Source organism: Ensifer sp. WSM1721 (assembly GCF_000513895.2).
Classification (GTDB): domain Bacteria; phylum Pseudomonadota; class Alphaproteobacteria; order Rhizobiales; family Rhizobiaceae; genus Sinorhizobium.
The window spans coordinates 3,184,468-3,201,311 of sequence record NZ_CP165782.1; the positions used below are offsets into that span (position 1 = coordinate 3,184,468).

The 16,844-nt window shown below is 63.0% G+C and carries 15 protein-coding genes; 9 read left to right on the forward strand and 6 right to left on the reverse strand.

Annotated features, from left to right (window positions below; genetic code table 11):
* Positions 1-43: 43 nt before the first annotated feature.
* Positions 44-625, reverse strand: coding sequence for a polyhydroxyalkanoate synthesis repressor PhaR (gene phaR / locus M728_RS15480; protein WP_026620167.1), 582 nt, complete (start codon positions 623-625; stop codon positions 44-46).
* A 223-nt stretch (positions 626-848) separates the two neighbouring features.
* On the opposite strand from phaR, the gene M728_RS15485 reads away from it, so the two are divergent.
* From M728_RS15485 to M728_RS15520, 8 genes are all read left to right on the forward strand, one after another.
* Positions 849-2,030 (forward strand): acetyl-CoA C-acetyltransferase, encoded by a 1,182-nt coding sequence (locus tag M728_RS15485; RefSeq protein ID WP_026620168.1) that lies wholly within the window; start codon positions 849-851, stop codon positions 2,028-2,030.
* Positions 2,031-2,145: 115 nt separating this feature from the next.
* Complete coding sequence (locus tag M728_RS15490) at positions 2,146-2,871, forward strand: beta-ketoacyl-ACP reductase (RefSeq protein ID WP_026620169.1); 726 nt, start codon at positions 2,146-2,148, stop codon at positions 2,869-2,871.
* A gap of 613 nt (positions 2,872-3,484) precedes the next feature.
* Positions 3,485-6,493 (forward strand): helicase-related protein, encoded by a 3,009-nt coding sequence (locus M728_RS15495; RefSeq protein ID WP_026620170.1) that lies wholly within the window; start codon positions 3,485-3,487, stop codon positions 6,491-6,493.
* A 7-nt stretch (positions 6,494-6,500) separates the two neighbouring features.
* A complete protein-coding gene (locus tag M728_RS15500) occupies positions 6,501-6,914 on the forward strand; it encodes an RNA-binding S4 domain-containing protein (RefSeq protein WP_026620171.1) in 414 nt (137 codons plus the stop codon).
* 287 nt (positions 6,915-7,201) lie between these two features.
* The gene (fdxA, locus tag M728_RS15505) at positions 7,202-7,540 is read left to right on the forward strand and encodes a ferredoxin FdxA (RefSeq protein WP_026615363.1); all 339 of its coding nucleotides are present in this window, start codon (positions 7,202-7,204) and stop codon (positions 7,538-7,540) included.
* A 409-nt stretch (positions 7,541-7,949) separates the two neighbouring features.
* On the forward strand, positions 7,950-8,519 hold the full coding sequence (locus tag M728_RS15510; RefSeq protein WP_026615362.1) for a CarD family transcriptional regulator: 570 nt from the start codon (positions 7,950-7,952) through the stop codon (positions 8,517-8,519).
* Between the two features lie 418 nt (positions 8,520-8,937).
* Positions 8,938-9,804, forward strand: coding sequence for an RNA polymerase factor sigma-32 (locus M728_RS15515; protein ID WP_026615361.1), 867 nt, complete (start codon positions 8,938-8,940; stop codon positions 9,802-9,804).
* A 226-nt stretch (positions 9,805-10,030) separates the two neighbouring features.
* Positions 10,031-10,672: a LysE family translocator gene (locus M728_RS15520; RefSeq protein ID WP_026620172.1), complete on the forward strand. Its 642-nt coding sequence runs from the start codon at positions 10,031-10,033 to the stop codon at positions 10,670-10,672.
* A 60-nt stretch (positions 10,673-10,732) separates the two neighbouring features.
* Here the strand turns inward: M728_RS15520 and M728_RS15525 are convergent, their stop codons facing one another.
* From M728_RS15525 to M728_RS15545, 5 genes are all read right to left on the reverse strand, one after another.
* Complete coding sequence (locus M728_RS15525) at positions 10,733-11,413, reverse strand: cupin domain-containing protein (RefSeq protein WP_026620173.1); 681 nt, start codon at positions 11,411-11,413, stop codon at positions 10,733-10,735.
* 522 nt (positions 11,414-11,935) lie between these two features.
* A complete protein-coding gene (gene ispG, locus M728_RS15530; protein WP_026620174.1) occupies positions 11,936-13,189 on the reverse strand; it encodes a flavodoxin-dependent (E)-4-hydroxy-3-methylbut-2-enyl-diphosphate synthase in 1,254 nt (417 codons plus the stop codon).
* A 143-nt stretch (positions 13,190-13,332) separates the two neighbouring features.
* Positions 13,333-14,526 carry an MFS transporter gene (locus M728_RS15535; protein WP_026620175.1) on the reverse strand — a complete coding sequence of 398 codons (1,194 nt, stop codon included), beginning with the start codon at positions 14,524-14,526 and terminating at the stop codon, positions 13,333-13,335.
* 28 nt (positions 14,527-14,554) lie between these two features.
* Positions 14,555-14,941: a VOC family protein gene (locus tag M728_RS15540; RefSeq protein WP_026620176.1), complete on the reverse strand. Its 387-nt coding sequence runs from the start codon at positions 14,939-14,941 to the stop codon at positions 14,555-14,557.
* Positions 14,938-15,720 (reverse strand): DeoR/GlpR family DNA-binding transcription regulator, encoded by a 783-nt coding sequence (locus M728_RS15545; RefSeq protein ID WP_026620177.1) that lies wholly within the window; start codon positions 15,718-15,720, stop codon positions 14,938-14,940. Before M728_RS15545 ends, M728_RS15540 begins: the two co-directional genes overlap by 4 nt.
* A 273-nt stretch (positions 15,721-15,993) precedes the next feature.
* On the opposite strand from M728_RS15545, the gene M728_RS15550 reads away from it, so the two are divergent.
* Entirely contained in the window at positions 15,994-16,767 is a 774-nt protein-coding gene (locus M728_RS15550; protein WP_026620178.1) for an amino acid ABC transporter substrate-binding protein, read from the forward strand.
* The last annotated feature ends 77 nt before the right edge of the window (positions 16,768-16,844 follow it).

Genomic DNA, 16,844 nt, shown 5'->3' on the forward strand with positions numbered 1-16,844 from the left:
GCCCCGCAAATCGGTTCTGCTCTTGAAAGCTCCGCCGGCAATTTCAGCCCAAGTTGTCGAGCTTCGTCTGCAGCGCCCGAAGCTGTTCCTTGAGCTCGTCTATGTCCTTCGCCTCGGCCTTCTTGGTTTCTTTGGCCGGCGGGGCGGCGGCCATGAAGGGCGAGAACATCTGCATCGCCTGATGGAACATCTCGGTATTGCGCCGGACCTGTTCCTCGACGAGTTGCAGCGGCACCTGCAGGTTCTTGCCGAGCGGCGTGTCACCGAAAGCCTTGGTGATCTGCTCGCGCATCTGCGCCTGCTGCTCGGTGAAGGCTTGCATCGAGTGTTCGAGGTAGCTCGGCACGACCATCTGCATCTGGTCGCCGTAGAAGGAGATCAGTTGCCGCAGGAAAGAAATCGGCAGGAGCGTGTTGCCAGTCTTCGACTCCTGCTCGAAGATGATCTGCGTCAGCACGGAATGGGTGATGTCCTCGCCGGACTTGGCGTCCTGGACGACGAAGTCCTCCCCCCGCTTTACCATGACGGCCAGGTCGTCGAGGGTCACATAGGTGCTCGTACCGGTGTTGTAGAGACGCCGGTTCGCATATTTCTTGATAACGATCTGGCCTTCATTCTTCGCCATCAGGGTCTCCTCTACCCATCGTCCCGTCTTTATTGTGTTTTTTAAGAGTATCCGCAAAAGAGCGGCGCTGACAATCTCTTTGTGCAATGCGGCGACGCAGGTGCGAAGCTCGAAGCCGGTACCATCATGAAGCTTTTGCTGCAGAGCATATAGGCGTTTGACTTGCGCTCCTGGCTTTGCCAGTCTGCTCGTATCAGGCAAAGCAAATATGAGGAAACGTCCCATGAGCAATCCCTCTATCGTGATCGCCAGCGCCGCCCGCACCGCCGTCGGTTCCTTCAACGGCGCCTTCGCCAATACACCGGCGCACGAACTGGGCGCGGCCGCCATCAAAGCGGTGCTCGAACGGGCGGGCGTCGAAGCGGGAGAGGTGGACGAGGTCATCCTCGGCCAGGTGCTGCCGGCAGGCGAGGGACAGAACCCGGCGCGCCAGGCGGCGATGAAGGCCGGTATCCCGCAGGAAAAGACCGCCTGGGGTATGAACCAGCTTTGTGGTTCGGGTCTGCGCGCCGTCGCCCTCGGCATGCAGCAGATCGCGACCGGCGATGCGAACATCATCGTTGCCGGCGGCATGGAATCCATGTCGATGGCGCCGCATTGCGCGCATCTCCGCGCCGGCGTGAAGATGGGCGACTACAAGATGATCGACACGATGATCAAGGACGGCCTGACGGACGCCTTCTATGGCTACCACATGGGCACCACAGCCGAGAACGTCGCGCGCAAATGGCAGCTCACCCGCGAGGAGCAGGACGAATTCGCGCTCCGCTCGCAGAACAAGGCGGAAGCGGCGCAGAAGGCCGGCAGGTTCGCCGACGAAATCGTTCCCTTCATCGTCAAGACCCGCAAGGGCGACGTGACCGTCGATCAGGACGAATATATCCGCCATGGCGCCACCCTCGATTCCATGGCGAAGCTCCGACCGGCCTTCGACAAGGAGGGAACGGTGACTGCCGGCAATGCCTCGGGCATCAATGACGGTGGCGCCGCAACGCTTCTGATGACGGAGACCGAGGCTGCCCGGCGCGGCATTCAGCCGCTTGCCCGTATCGTCTCCTGGGCCACGGCCGGCGTGGACCCGCAGATCATGGGCACGGGACCGATCCCGGCATCCCGCAAGGCGCTCGAAAAGGCCGGCTGGTCCGTCGGCGACGTCGAGCTCGTGGAGGCGAACGAGGCCTTCGCGGCGCAGGCCTGCGCCGTCAACAAGGATCTCGGCTGGGATCCTGCTATCGTCAACGTCAATGGCGGCGCGATCGCGATCGGCCATCCTATCGGCGCCTCCGGCGCCCGCGTTCTCAACACGCTCCTCTTCGAGATGAAGCGACGCGGCGTCTCCAAGGGGCTTGCGACGCTCTGCATCGGCGGCGGCATGGGTGTCGCCATGTGCGTGGAGCGCCTGTAACCGGCCGGCCGGTATGCGGGCATTTTCCGAGATTCGACATGCGTGAGCGGCCCGGTTTCTCCGGGCCGCATGGGAGTGCTTTTGCAATTTTGCGTTAACCGAGTGGGAGGCGAGCATGAGCAGAGTAGCATTGGTTACGGGCGGGTCGCGCGGCATCGGCGCTGCAATTTGCGTCGCGCTGAAGGCGGCGGGCTACAGGGTGGCCGCGAACTATGCCGGCAACGACGAGAAGGCGCAGGCCTTCAAGCAGGAGACGGGCATTCCGGTCTATAAATGGGACGTCTCCAGCTATCAGGCTTGCGTCGAGGGCATCGCCAAGGTGGAGGCCGACCTCGGGCCGATCGACATCCTCGTCAACAATGCCGGCATCACCCGCGATGCGATGTTCCACAAGATGACGGCGGAGCAGTGGGGTGAAGTCATCAGCACCAATCTGACGGGGCTCTTCAACATGACGCATCCCGTCTGGTCGGGCATGCGCGACCGCGGCTTCGGCCGCATCATCAACATCTCGTCGATCAACGGCCAGAAGGGGCAGATGGGCCAGGCGAATTATTCCGCCGCCAAGGCAGGCGATCTCGGCTTCACCAAGGCGCTCGCCCAGGAGGGAGCAGCGAAAGGGATTACCGTCAATGCGATCTGCCCCGGCTATATCGGTACCGAGATGGTGCGCGCCGTGCCGGAAAAGGTGCTGAACGAGCGGATCATTCCCCAGATTCCGGTTGGTCGTCTCGGCGAACCGGAGGAAGTCGCGCGCTGCGTCGTCTTCCTTGCCTCCGATGACGCCGGCTTCATCACCGGCTCGACGATTTCGGCAAACGGCGGCCAGTATTTCGCCTGATCGGCCGCCGTTTCAGTCATTGCGGCGCCCCTCGGGGCGCCGCATTCGTTTCGGCAACTGTGACGCCTGTTTCGCGCCGCCTACCTACTAGATATTGTGTCGATCCAAAGCGAAATATCCTACGCGACCACCGGCTCCCATTTTGGCGGCACCGCTGGATGCTCATACCGCAAACGATTCCTATTTCCCGATACATCGACTCCGAAGACGAATCCGGGTCAGAATTTTCTAAAGTTTCCAGACTCTTGGATTCGGAATCCTTTTTCGCGATTCCGCTTCGGAATTGACAAAACTGGTCTCGAATCGCCCACGAAAGGGTTACCTCTTCGGCAGATTCAGCATTTGGTACGACTCTGGGTAACCCATCCTATATATAGTCGTGAACATACAGTGAATCGTTACGAGTCTTCGATTCGTCGCCGATTCGTTCCGTCGCTGTTCTAAAAGCCCATTTGGAGGCTAGAATTGGAGCCGCTAAATATGGTGGTCGTCGCTTTTTAATTGTCGGCTCCCCTTGCGTTTGGCCCGGCGGGTGGGCATCTGTTCCCCGCCGGCGTGTAACACGTCGGCTCGTTGAGACTGCCCGGGATCGATGACCTTGTCCTTTCAATCCATGATCCTGAGCGGCCGCGGCGTGACCGCGGTGCTCGGGCCCACCAATACCGGCAAGACACACTACGCGATCGAGCGCATGATCGCTCATGACAGCGGCGTCATCGGACTGCCACTGAGATTGCTCGCGCGCGAAGTCTATACGCGTCTCGTCGAGAAGGTCGGCCACCACAATGTCGCGCTGATTACCGGCGAGGAGAAGATCACGCCGCATCGCGCCCGCTACTCCGTCTGCACCGTCGAAGCGATGCCGCGCGAGACGACCGCTTCTTTCGTGGCGATCGACGAGGTGCAGCTTGCCGGCGATCTGGAGCGCGGCCACATCTTCACCGACAGGCTCATGCATCTGCGCGGGCGTGGCGAGACACTGCTGCTCGGCGCCGCGACGATGCGGCCCATCCTTGAGCACCTCCTGCCCGGCATCACCGTGATCGAACGGCCGCGCATGTCGCAGCTTCTCTATGCCGGCTCCAAGAAGATCACTCGCCTGCCCCACCGGTCCGCGATCGTCGCCTTTTCGGCGGACGAGGTCTATGCGATTGCCGAGCTCATCCGCCGCCAGCGCGGCGGCGCCGCGGTCGTGCTCGGCGCGCTCTCACCGCGCACCCGCAATGCCCAGGTCGCGCTCTACCAGGAGGGCGACGTCGATTATCTGGTGGCGACCGACGCGATCGGCATGGGGCTCAATCTCGACGTCGACCACGTCGCCTTTGCCCAGGACCGGAAATTCGACGGCTACCAATACCGCAACCTCAACCCGGCGGAGCTCGCCCAGGTCGCCGGGCGCGCCGGCAGGCACATTCGCGACGGTACGTTCGGTGTGACGGGCCGTGTCGATCCCTTCGAGGACGAGCTCGTACACCGCATCGAATCGCATGAGTTCGATCCGGTCCGGGTACTGCAGTGGCGTTCCAAGGCTCTCGACTACTCCTCGTTGAGAGCCTTGAAGCACAGCCTCGAGGCGGCGCCAGCGGTTTCGGGGCTGACGCGCGCGCTTCCGGCCGTCGACCAGCAGGCGCTCGAGCATCTGGCCCGCTATCCCGAAATCATCGATGTCGCCACCACCTCCGAGCGTGTCGAAAAGCTGTGGGAAGCCTGTGCGCTCCCGGATTATCGTCGCATCACGCCGGCGCAGCACGCCGACCTCATCTCGACCATCTATGCCGATCTCGTTCGCCATGGCACGGTCAATGAGGATTTCATGGCCGAACAGGTCCGGCGTGCCGACCTCACGGATGGCGAGATTGACACACTTTCGGCGCGAATTGCGCAGATCAGGACCTGGACCTATGTGTCCAACCGGCCCGGGTGGCTTGCCGATCCGACACACTGGCAAGAAAAGACGCGGGAAATCGAAGATCGATTGTCCGACGCGTTACATGAAAGGTTGACGAAACGCTTTGTTGATCGCAGGACATCTGTGCTCATGAAGCGCCTGAGAGAGAATGCGATGCTGGAAGCAGAAATCAGTGTGAATGGTGATGTCTTCGTCGAGGGGCACCATGTGGGCCAGCTAACCGGTTTCCGGTTCACGCTCGCCGCGGGGAGCGAGGGATCGGACGCGAGGGCCGTTCAAGGTGCCGCCCAGAAGGCGCTTGCGCTGGAATTCGAGGCGCGCGCCGCCCGTCTGCATGCGGCCGGCAATAATGATCTGGCACTGTCGTCAGACGGTCTCGTGCGTTGGCTCGGCGATCCCGTGGCGCGGCTTGCCGCAAGTGACCACGTCATGCGCCCGCGCGTCATCCTGCTTGCCGACGAGCAGCTTCAGTCCAATGCCCGCGAGCACGTTCTGGCGCGGATCGAGCGCTTCGTGAACCACCACATCAGCACCGTTCTAAAGCCGCTCGACGATATTTCCCGCGCGGAGGATCTGGAGGGGCTTGCCAAGGGCCTCGCCTTCCAGCTCGTGGAGAACCTCGGCGTGCTCTTCCGCCGCGACGTCGCCGAGGAGGTGAAGTCGCTGGACCAGGAAAGCCGCGCCTCCATCCGCAAATACGGCGTCCGCTTCGGCGCCTACCATATCTTCCTGCCCGCGCTCCTGAAGCCGGCGCCGGCAGAACTGATCACGCTCCTCTGGGCGCTGAAGAACGACGGGCTGGACAAGCCCGGCTACGGCGAGTTGATCCCGATGCTCGCCGCCGGTCGCACCTCGGTCGTGACCGATCCTTCCTTCGAACGGACCTTCTACAAGCTCGCGGGCTTCCGCTTCCTCGGCAAGCGCGCGGTGCGCATCGACATTCTCGAGCGCCTCGCGGACCTCATCCGTCCGCTGCTGCAGTGGAAGCCCGGCACCTCGCCGCGTCCCGACGGGGCCTATGACGGCCGCCGCTTCATGGCGACGACGTCGATGCTATCGATTCTCGGCGCAACACCGGACGACATGGAAGAGATCCTGAAAGGGCTCGGCTACCGGGCCGATAGCGTGACGGCCGAGGAGGCCGCGGCCTTCCTCGCCAGCCAGCAAGGCGTGCCGGCGGAGACACCCGCCGAGGCGGCCATCGAACATGGCGACGCGGACGAGGCTGTCGAGGCCGAATCCTCCGAAGAACCGGCCGCCGAGACACCCGCTGCCGATGATCAGCCGGCCGAGGCGCCGGCAGAACAATCAACGGATGATGCCGCCGCTCCGGCACAGCCGGAAGCGCCGGCCGAAGCGAGACCCGTGCTCCTCTGGCGTCCTGGCACGCGCCAGGACAACCAGCGTCACGGCGGCCGCCATCAGGGCGAACAGCGTCGCGGTGGCCAGCGTCATGGCCAGGCGGATGCCAGGGAGGGTGGCCGCAGGTCCGGCGCGCCAGCCCATGGGAAGCCGCGCGAGGGCAAGCCGCAGGATGGCAAGGCGCAGGAGGGCAGGTCCGGCGGTCCGCGCAAGGATCGCGGCGACCGGCATGACCGGGGCAAGCCGGCCGGCGCGAAGTTCGAGGGTCGCCCGCCGCGCAAGGAGAAGCCGATCGATCCGGATTCGCCCTTCGCCAAGCTCGCCGCTCTCAAGGAGCAGCTCAAGAAATAGGTCCGCCATGGAGAAACAGCCCCCGTCCGCTCCTGCCTCGCGCCAGCGGCTCGACAAGTGGCTGTTCTTTGCCCGGTTGATCAAGTCGCGCTCGCTGGCCCAGAAGGCGATCGAGGCCGGTCACGTAGCGATCAACGGCGAACGGGCGACGCAGTCGTCCGCTCAGGTGAAGGCAGGCGACATGCTGGAGCTGTCGCTCGAGCGGCGGGATCTCGTCGTGCGGGTGCTTTTGCCCGGATCGCGGCGCGGGCCCTACGAGGAGGCGCGTCTGCTTTACGAAGACCTGACGCCCGACACACCCGCCGTCAGGCGCACACCCTTCGAACAGGCAATGCGCGAGCGCGGTGCCGGCCGGCCGACGAAACGGGAGCGGCGCGAAACGGATCGCTTGAAATCCGATTTCGACGAGGGAGACGACTAACACGCCTCTCGCGGCCGAAGGCGCTCGGCGAGACGCCCGGGCTGGTTTTGGGATGTTCGATCCCGGACCGTTGCAACGCTGGAAAACTCTGCCCGCTCCGTGGCAAATCGCGCATGGATTATCCTTGCAAAGGCCGCCCAAAGCCTTTACGTCACAAGCCAAGTTGAGTGGCATCCGGGTCTGCTTCGGCAGCTATGCGCGTCGGGCATTCCTAGCATGCGCGGACGGTGAAGCATCACCGTTGATTGCCGTTTGCCACCAAATGTGAGCATTGGCTGGAGTACCTCATGACGTATGTCGTGACCGACAACTGCATTCGCTGCAAGTACACGGACTGCGTGGAAGTCTGCCCGGTGGATTGCTTTTATGAGGGGGAGAACTTCCTCGTCATCCACCCGGACGAGTGCATCGATTGCGGCGTCTGCGAGCCCGAATGTCCTGCTGAGGCGATCAAGCCGGACACCGAGCCGGGCCTCGATAAGTGGTTGAAGATCAATGCGGATTTTTCCACGCAGTGGCCCAATATCACGAAGAAGAAGGATCCGCTGCCGGAGGCAGAGGAGATGGACGGCATCGAAGGGAAGTACGAGAAGTATTTCTCCGACAAGCCCGGAGAGGGCGACTAGGGCCGCCGGCCGCTCGTTCGTGACGGCTGACGCAGGACAAAAAAGGGCGAGGCCGGAAATCTGGGGAAATCCCGCCGGCACCTCGCAAGCGCGAGCGTGGTGACTTGATCGTTGCCATGCAGCAAATTATTGATTTCGGCACTTTTTTGTGATAGGTTTCTGGCACTGATCCATAGAGGGTGCTTTTGCGCGCCCGAAAACCAGCACGAAAGCAAACGATTTCCACCGCGCGGCACTTTCCAGATATGCAACGTTCCGTTGCCCTGACCGCGGCATATAAGCTTGTTTGCGTTTCGTTGGACGGACCAGGATGGACCCACCCGGCGGTACCCCCGTCTATCCCGGGCCTGACCGACCCGGCCCCGGCCCGTGAAGAGGCCGGGTGCGCACTAGGGAGTGTTTGAAACGAATGACGATCCAGCAGAAAAAATCTTCAACGCGCCAAGGCTTCAAGACCGGTGAATCGATCGTTTATCCGGCTCATGGCGTTGGCCAGATTGTCGCGATTGAGGAGCAGGAAGTTGCCGGCATGAAGCTCGAGCTTTTTGTCATCGACTTCGAGAAGGACAAGATGCGCCTCAAGGTGCCGGTAGCCAAGGCTGTGAGCATCGGCATGCGCAAGCTGTCCGAAACCGATTTCGTCGACCGTGCGCTGAAGGTTGTGCAGGGTAAGGCGCGCGTAAAGCGGACCATGTGGTCGCGCCGCGCCCAGGAATACGATGCCAAGATCAACTCCGGCGATCTCATTTCCATCGCGGAAGTGGTGCGCGATCTCTATCGTGCCGAGAACCAGCCGGAACAGTCCTATTCCGAGCGCCAGCTCTACGAAGCCGCTCTTGACCGCATGGCGCGCGAAATCGCTGCCGTGAACAAGATGTCCGAAACCGAAGCCGTTCGCCTTGTCGAGGCCAATCTCAACAAGGGGCCGAAGCGCGGCAAGGCCATCGAAGAAGAAGACGCCCAGGACGAAGCCGCTTAGGCGCTTGACCTGCAAGGCAATCACGAAAGCCCGGCCAGGTGCCGGGCTTTTTTTATGCTTTTGGCTATGTTTGTAGTCGCCCGCGCCGCCGCACAATTTTGAGCGGCATGCTTTAAAGACGGGGCTGCAGGCAATCTTTACCGCGCATAAGGCCTCGCTCTGCAATTCAAAATCGTTGTCGTTTAGGGAACTTTTCGAGCCGGCGCACGTTTCTTACTCTCGGCAGGGGACATCCGCCTATGCTGCCGGGCGATCTTGGCTCTGTGATCCTCACCGTTTCAGGTTCGTATTCTTCGATTTAGGGCGCTTCCTCATTTCGTCAAGCAGCGCCATGGTCCCGTTGCCGAATGCCGCGAAAGGCGCCCGGCTCCTTCGAGTTCAATCGTCATGGCGCCTCGCGCCAGCTACGGAGCGATCGATGAAGACCCTCACAGCAGACAGGCGTATGATCAAGATTGCAATGGACGCACCCTATCTCGAACGGGAGGAGGAGCACGCGCTCGCGCAGGCCTGGCGGAACGAAAACGACCAGGAGGCCCGAAACAAAATAGCAATGTCGCATATGCGCCTGGTGATCGCGATGGCGGCGAAATTCCGCAGTTTCGGGCTGCCCATGGGCGATCTCGTGCAGGAGGGCCACATCGGCCTGCTCGAAGCCGCGGCCCGCTTCGAGCCGAGCCGCGACGTCCGTTTCTCGACCTATGCCACCTGGTGGATCCGCGCTTCGATGCAGGATTATGTGCTTCGCAACTGGTCGATCGTGCGTGGCGGCACAAGTTCGGCACAGAAGGCGCTGTTCTTCAATCTGCGCCGGCTGCGGGCGCGGCTCGCCCAGGGCGACCGCCAACTTACATCGCAGGCCATGCATGAGGAAATCGCCGCGGCGCTCGGCGTCAGCCTTGCCGACGTGCAGACGATGGACGCTCGCCTTTCCGGCAATGATGCGTCACTGCAGGCGCCGGTCGGCAGCGGCGATTCGGATGGCGGTGCACGCCTGGATTTCCTGGCGAGCGATGCGCCTCTGCCCGACGAGCAGGTCAGCGACCTGATCGACGGCGAACGCGCCCGCCGGTGGCTGCACATCGCGCTCGGCGAGCTTACCGAGCGCGAGATGAAGATCATCAGCGCGCGGCGCCTGTCGGAAGACGGCGCGACGCTGGAAGAACTCGGCGTCGCCCTCGGCATTTCGAAGGAGCGCGTGCGGCAGATCGAGACACGGGCGCTCGAAAAATTACGTGCGGCGCTGACATCCAAAGCACCGGCACTGACCGCAGCCATGCACTGAGGTCGACAAACTCCGGCCGGCAATTGCCGGCGGACTTTCGCTTTCAGCCCCTCCCCCCGCATGGCCCCGCCTGTGGGAGGGGCATATCCATTCTTCGTACAGGTTGAACCTGCCGGCAGGCCGGATGAGGGAACGTCGGCGGAGTTTCCGCGCATTCCATGTCCGGTTGGCATCGACCGACGGCTCGGCTACTGTCTCCGTCCGAAACACAAACGGACGGCACCCGATGCTCGATCTGACACCCTATCTGCCGCAACTCCTCGTCGCCTGGACCGCCTATATCATTGCCGTCGCGTCGCCTGGCCCGGCGGTTGTGGCGATCATCGCAACCTCGGTCACCCAAGGGCGAAGGGCAGGTCTGGCGCTCGCCTTCGGGGTGCTGAGCGGCAGCTACACTTGGGCGATGCTGACGGCTTCGGGGCTCTCTGCGCTCATCAGGACCTATGGCCAGGCAATCGTCATCCTGAAGATCGCGGGTGCCTGCTATCTCTTCTGGCTTGCCTATAATGCCCTTAAGGCCGCGACGCGGGGCGATGCTACCAAGGCTGCCCTTGGTGTTCCGCTGCAGATGCCGCTGAAGAAGCTCTATCTCAAGGGGCTCGGCATTCACCTGACCAACCCCAAGGCGATCTTCGCCTGGATCATGCTGGTCTCGCTCGGCATGCCGGATGGCGCACCGGTCGCCGTCACCGCCGCATTCATCGGCGGCTGCATGCTGATCGGCCTCGTCATCTTCTGCGGCTTCGCGATCGTCTTCTCGCTCTCGCCGGTACACCGCGCCTATCTCAAATCGCGGCGGATCATCGAGAGCCTGATGGCCGGCTTCTTCGCCGTTGCCGGCCTGAAACTGCTGACAACGCGGCTTTGATCATCAGGGGAAACATGCAGCAGATAAATTGCCATTGAACGGCTCGACGGGACGGCCGGACTATTCCGGCATCGGGAGCACATCCGGATGCATGAGAGGCGCATCCTTCAGCCAGATCCTTGCGCCTTCCGCGCCGATGATCGCGATCAAGTCGGTTCCGGCGGGCAAGCGGCCCCAGCTCTGTGGCTCCAGTGTTTCACCACCGATGGTCAGCCCGCCCGAGAGGACCAGGAACTCCAATCCACGCCTGTTTGCGACGCTGATGGTTTCGTCGGCTTGCCAGTCTTCGAGCCGGACTTCCTCACGGCCATCGTCGAACAGGATGGTCGCGGCGCTGGCGCCGGGACGAGGTGTTGCGCGCTCGCCCTCGCCGGGCTGGCAAACGATCTGAGTCTGATCACCATCACGGAACTGCCAGAGCCGGACGAAGATCGTGCAGCCCTCTTTCGCGGCGGGGATATGCGACGTGCCGGGCGGGTTGCGGAAATAGCTGCCGGCCGGATAGTCGCCATGCTCATCCTGGAAAACTCCTTCCAACACGAGGATCTCTTCGCCGCCGCTGTGCGTATGGCGCGGGAAGGCACTGCCGGGGGCATAACGCACGATCGAGGTGGCGCGGGCGACCTCGCCGCCGACACGGAAAAGCATGCGCCGGTCCACGCCGGCCGCGGGACTTGGCACCCAGTCCAGCTTCGCGGCATGGACAATGACGGGCTTCGACAGATCGTCGTTAATGCGCATCACGCGTCTCCTTCATGGTCAGGACCATCCGAGACTTGACGTTGCCGGACCTCATCTTCTGGCATGCCTCGAATGCCTTCTCCAGCGGCATCGTCTCGATCTGCGGGCGCACACCGGTGAGGACGCTGAAGTCGAGCGCCTCTCGCTCTCGTAGAGCGTGCCGGTGATCGATCTAAGCACGCTGCGCTCGCCGACGACGAGATGGCCGGCCGATACGGGCAACGGGTCCTTGCCCGCGCCGAGCAGCACGAGCCTGCCGCTCCCCGCGAGACCGGCCAAGAGCGACGATACCGCTTCAGCATTGCCGATGGTAGGGATGATGGCCTTTGCCGCGCTGGAAGGCGCCGTGTTGCTGGCAAATGTCTTTCCAGGCCCTCAGCCTTCGATGAAGCGACGGCAGCGCTCTCTTAATAGAAACGCGCGCCGAGCGCTGTGCCTACAGTGCGCGTCCGATTGGACGCGCGGCGCTGTAAAGGCAAACATAATGGCCAAAAAGGCGGAACAGCGCGGCAATCGACACAGCTATTCGGCAGCCGCCTGGCCGTGGCCGAAGCGCTTCTCGATATAGTCGGCGACGAGAAGCTGGAATTCCTCGGCGATCTTCGGTCCGCGAAGTGTCATCGCCTTCTGACCGTCGATGAAGACGGGAGCGGCCGGCATCTCGCCGGTGCCGGGAAGAGAAATGCCGATGTCGGCATGCTTGCTTTCGCCCGGACCGTTGACGATGCAGCCCATGACGGCGACCTTCAGCGCCTCGACGCCCGGATATTTCTCGCGCCAGACCGGCATGCTGGCGCGGATATCCTCCTGGATCTTCTGGGCAAGCTCCTGGAACACGGTCGAGGTGGTGCGGCCACAGCCGGGACAAGCGGCGACGACCGGGATGAACTGGCGGAAGCCCATGACCTGCAAAAGCTCCTGCGCCACCTGCACCTCACGGGTGCGGTCGCCGCCGGGCTCCGGGGTGAGCGAAATGCGGATCGTGTCGCCGATGCCCTGCTGCATCAGGATGCCGAGCGAGGCGGAGGAGGCGACGATGCCTTTGGTGCCCATGCCGGCCTCGGTTAGGCCGAGATGGAGCGCATGATCGGAGCGGGCGGCGAGCATCGCATAGACGGCGATGAGATCCTGCACGCCGGAAACCTTCGCGGAGAGGATGATGCGGTTGCGCGGCAGTCCGAGTTCCTCGGCAAGCTCCGCCGAAAGGAGCGCCGATTGCACGATCGTCTCGCGTGTCACCTGCTGCGCCGTAAGCGGCGAGCCCTGGGCCTTGTTCTCGTCCATCAGCCGGGTCAGCAGCTCCTGGTCGAGCGAGCCCCAGTTGACGCCGATACGCACCGGCTTGTCGTAGCGCATCGCCATCTCGATGATCTCGGCGAACTGCTTGTCCTTCTTGTCCTTGAAGCCGACATTGCCCGGGTTGATGCGGTATTTCGCGAGCGCCTCGGCGCAGGCCGGATGGTCCGCCAGGAGCTTGTGGCCGATATAGTGGAAGTCGCCGACGAGCGGCACGTCCATGCCGAGGCGCAACAGCCGCTCGCGGATCTTCGGCACGGCAGCGGCGCTTTCGTCGCGGTCGACGGTGATGCGCACCAGTTCGGAGCCTGCCTTATGGAGCGCCGCCGCCTGCGCGACCGTCGCGTCGATGTCGGCCGTGTCCGTATTCGTCATCGACTGGACGACGACCGGCGCACCGCCGCCAACGATCACGCCGCCGACATCGACGGCGACCGAGGCGCGGCGCGGCTGTGGCTCGAAATCGAAGGCAGAAGACATGAAGGCCTCTTCTTGGGTCCCGTTGTAGCGGAGCGGAAACTGACAGAGAAACGCTCCGCGCTTTCGCCTTCTGAGGTGGAGGACGAAAGCGTGCTTGTCAACGGCAACATCACGCGCTGACGGCGAATTGATGGCGGCGGCTGTCAGTGCCCCTTGCTGTGATCCGCATGAACCGCGTGATGCGACAGCAGGAGCACGACGATGAAGAGGACGGGGATCAAGGTGAAGATGATGGCAAAGCCGCTGTGCTCCGCGATGAAGCCGATCAGCGACGGCGCGAACAGCATGCCGGAATAGCCCATGGTGGTCGCGACCGCGAGCCCGATGCCCGGCTGCAGGCCGGGCATGTTGCCGGCTGCCGAGAAGGCGATCGGCACCATGTTGGAAATGCCGATGCCGGCCAGTGCGAAGCCGAGGATCGCAAGAACCGCGTTCGGTGCAAGCCCGGCGAGAACCATGCCGATGAGCGCCGTCACGGTGCAGATGCGCAAGGTCCGTTTCGCGCCGAGCAGATCGCGCACATGGTCGCCGGCAAAGCGCATCGCCGCCATCGTCGCCGAGAAGGCGGCGAAGCCGAAGCCGGAGAGCTCAATCGAGGCGCCGAGTTCATCCTTCAGATAGAGCGCACCCCAGTCGAACACCGCGCCTTCCGGCACCATCGAGAACAGCGCCATCAGACCGATGAGCCATGGCAAGGGCGTCATCGGCAGCCTGAGCTTCTCCTTTGCGGCGGCAGGATGCGGCTGATCGGCAAGGATCATCGGCCAGGCAACGGCGAGGAGGGCGAGGCAGAGGCCCGTCACGATCACGGCATGCGGCAGCACGCCGAAGCGCGCCATGAGGAAACCACCGATGCCGGCGCCGATCAGGCCTCCAAGGCTCCAATAGGCGTGGCAGGAGGACATGATGGCACGCCGCATGGACTTCTCGACCTCGACGGCGTTGGCGTTCATCGCGACGTCCATGGCACCGACGAAGCCGCCGAGCAGGAACATGCCGATCGCCGCCGTCCAGACGTTCGGTACGAGGGTCAGCACGAGGAGCAGCGGCGAGAGGACGATCGCCGTCACCTTGACGACCTTTTTCGAGCCGAGCCGGGCGATGAAGCCGCCGGCGATCGGCATCAGCACCAGCGAGCCGACGCCGAACACCAGGATCAAAAGACCGAGGACACCTTCGCCAATCCCGAGCTTCTCCTTGAATTCCGGAATCTTAGGTGCCCAGCTTCCGGTGACGAAGCCGTTCATCAGGAACAGGAGGGACACGGCGAGCCTGTTCTTCGACATATAGCCTTGCCGAACCACGGCTTTCGGGGCGGTCTCTGTGCGCTGATCCATGGGTGAGCCCTCTGCCGGATCGTCCGGCTCAAATGGTGATTTCGATGAGATTGCCGTCGGGATCGCGGATCACGGCTTCGTAGAAGCCGTCCCCCGTCCATCTGGCTTCGGAGACAAGCAGGCCCTGCCGTTCCGCGCGCGCCGCGAGGTCGTCCACCGCCCGGGCGCTGCCGAGCGACAGTGCGATATGCGCATAGCCTGCGCGCTCGACCTCCGGCCCGTCGGGCGGCGCCAGCCACGGTCCCTCCATGACCTCGATCGAAGGTCCCGCGCCGAGCGTCAGGAAGCGTGAGCGGAATCCGGGGCGGCGACGGCTTTCATAGACGGCGCCGGCCTCGGCACCTAGGAAGCCGACCCAGAAAGCCGCTATTCGTTCGATGTCTTTCGTCCAGAGAGCGACATGCGCGACGCTCATCGGGCAGCCTCCTTGGCGAACACGATGCTGGCGCCGCGCGCCGTGAAGGCTGCGACCTGCGCTCGCGGCGCATCCGCCTCGAGAACCAGCGTCAAGCCGCTGTCGATGCCGATCACCGCATGCGGCGCCGCCGTCCCGAGCTTGTCGCTCGTGATCGCGGCAAGAACTGCGGGGCTTCTCGAAGCTATCAGGCGCTTGAATTCCGCGTCTTCGAAATGGAAGGCCGTCAGCCCCGCCTCGGCATCGGCACCGCAAGTTCCAAGCACGCAAAGGTCTGGCCTGAGCAGCTCGGCGTCACGCTGCGCCCTCGCCCCGACGGCCGCGCCGACGGCCCGGTTTAGCGCGCCGCCGATGAGAATGACATCGATCTCCGGCTTCTCCATCAGGGCAGCCGCGATCAGTGGCGTGTTGGTGGCGATCGTGGCCGAAAAGTCCGGCGCTATCGCGCGGGCGATCGCCAGATTGGCCGAACCGGCGTCGAGAAAGACCGTCATGCCGGGGCGGAGAAAACGTAAGGAAGCCTGCGCCAGCGCCGCCTTCCGCTCCGGCGCAAGCGTGGCGCGCTCGTTCAAAGGGCCCGCATCGGGAGCGAGCGGCAGGGCGCCGCCATAAACGCGCTCGCAAAGCCCGGCCGCGGCCATCTCACGCAGATCACGGCGGATCGTGTCCTCCGACACCCCGAGCTCGCGCGCGAGATCGGCGGCCAGGACCCGGCCCTCGCTCTTCAGCCGTTCCCGGATCAGACTTTTTCTTTCGCGCAGCAGCAGGTCCGTCGCCATCTCTTAAATCGTGCATAAACGTGCATGAATCGATGTAAACGTGAATAGCACCCGAGATCGCAGATTTCAATGCGGCTTTTTGCAAAAGCGCAACGAGAGCCGGAACATTTGGCTCCAGAGCGTTTTGGATGGTAATCGGCCGTTCGAAGAAAAATCTTCACCGAAAAGGCCCTGCAAATGGTCTTTTATACGCTCAGAACGGCACTGCTTTGTGCGAGTCTCGCCGCAATCCGGATGACGGGCCGGAGAACAACAACGATGGACATGAAAACAATGAAACTTCTTCCGACGCTTTTCGCTGCCGCCCTTCTGCAACTCGCCGCTTTCGTGCCGGCGCAAGCGGGATCGAACCTTGACGAGATCAAATCCGCCGGCGTGCTGAAGATCGGCACCGAGGGGACTTACGCCCCCTTCACCTATCATGATGCCTCGGGCGCTCTCGTCGGCTTCGACGTCGAGATCGGCCAGGAAGTCGCCAAGCGGCTCGGCGTCAAGGCCGAGTTCCTCGAAGGCAAGTGGGACGGTCTGATCGCCGGCCTCGACGCCAATCGCTACGACACCGTCATAAACCAGGTCGGCATCACCGAGGAACGCAAGAAGAAATACGATTTCTCGGAGCCCTACATCGCTTCGAAGGCGGTGCTGATCGTCCGTGGCGACAATGAGGAAATCAAGGACTTCGCCGACCTGAAGGGCAAGAAGGCCGCCCAGTCGCTGACCAGCAACTTCGGCAAGCTCGCTCAGGCCTCGGGCGCCGAACTCGTCGGGACCGACGGCTTCGACCAGTCGATCCAGCTCGTGCTGACCGGCCGCGCCGACGCGACGATCAACGACAGTCTCTCCTTCCTCGACTTCAAAAAGCAGAAGCCGGACGCCAACGTGAAGATCGCCGCCGAGCAGGCCGACGCCGACTATTCCGGTATCATCATCCGCAAGAACGAGCCGGAGCTGCTCGACGCCATCAACAAGGCTTTGGCCGAGATCAAGGCCGACGGCACCTACGAGAAGATTTCGCAGAAATACTTCGGCGCCGACGTCTCGAAATAACGCTCGCGAAAGATCCCTCCACAACCCTCCCCACAAGGGAGGGCGATCAACTTGTCGCAACACCGCACCCACACGGG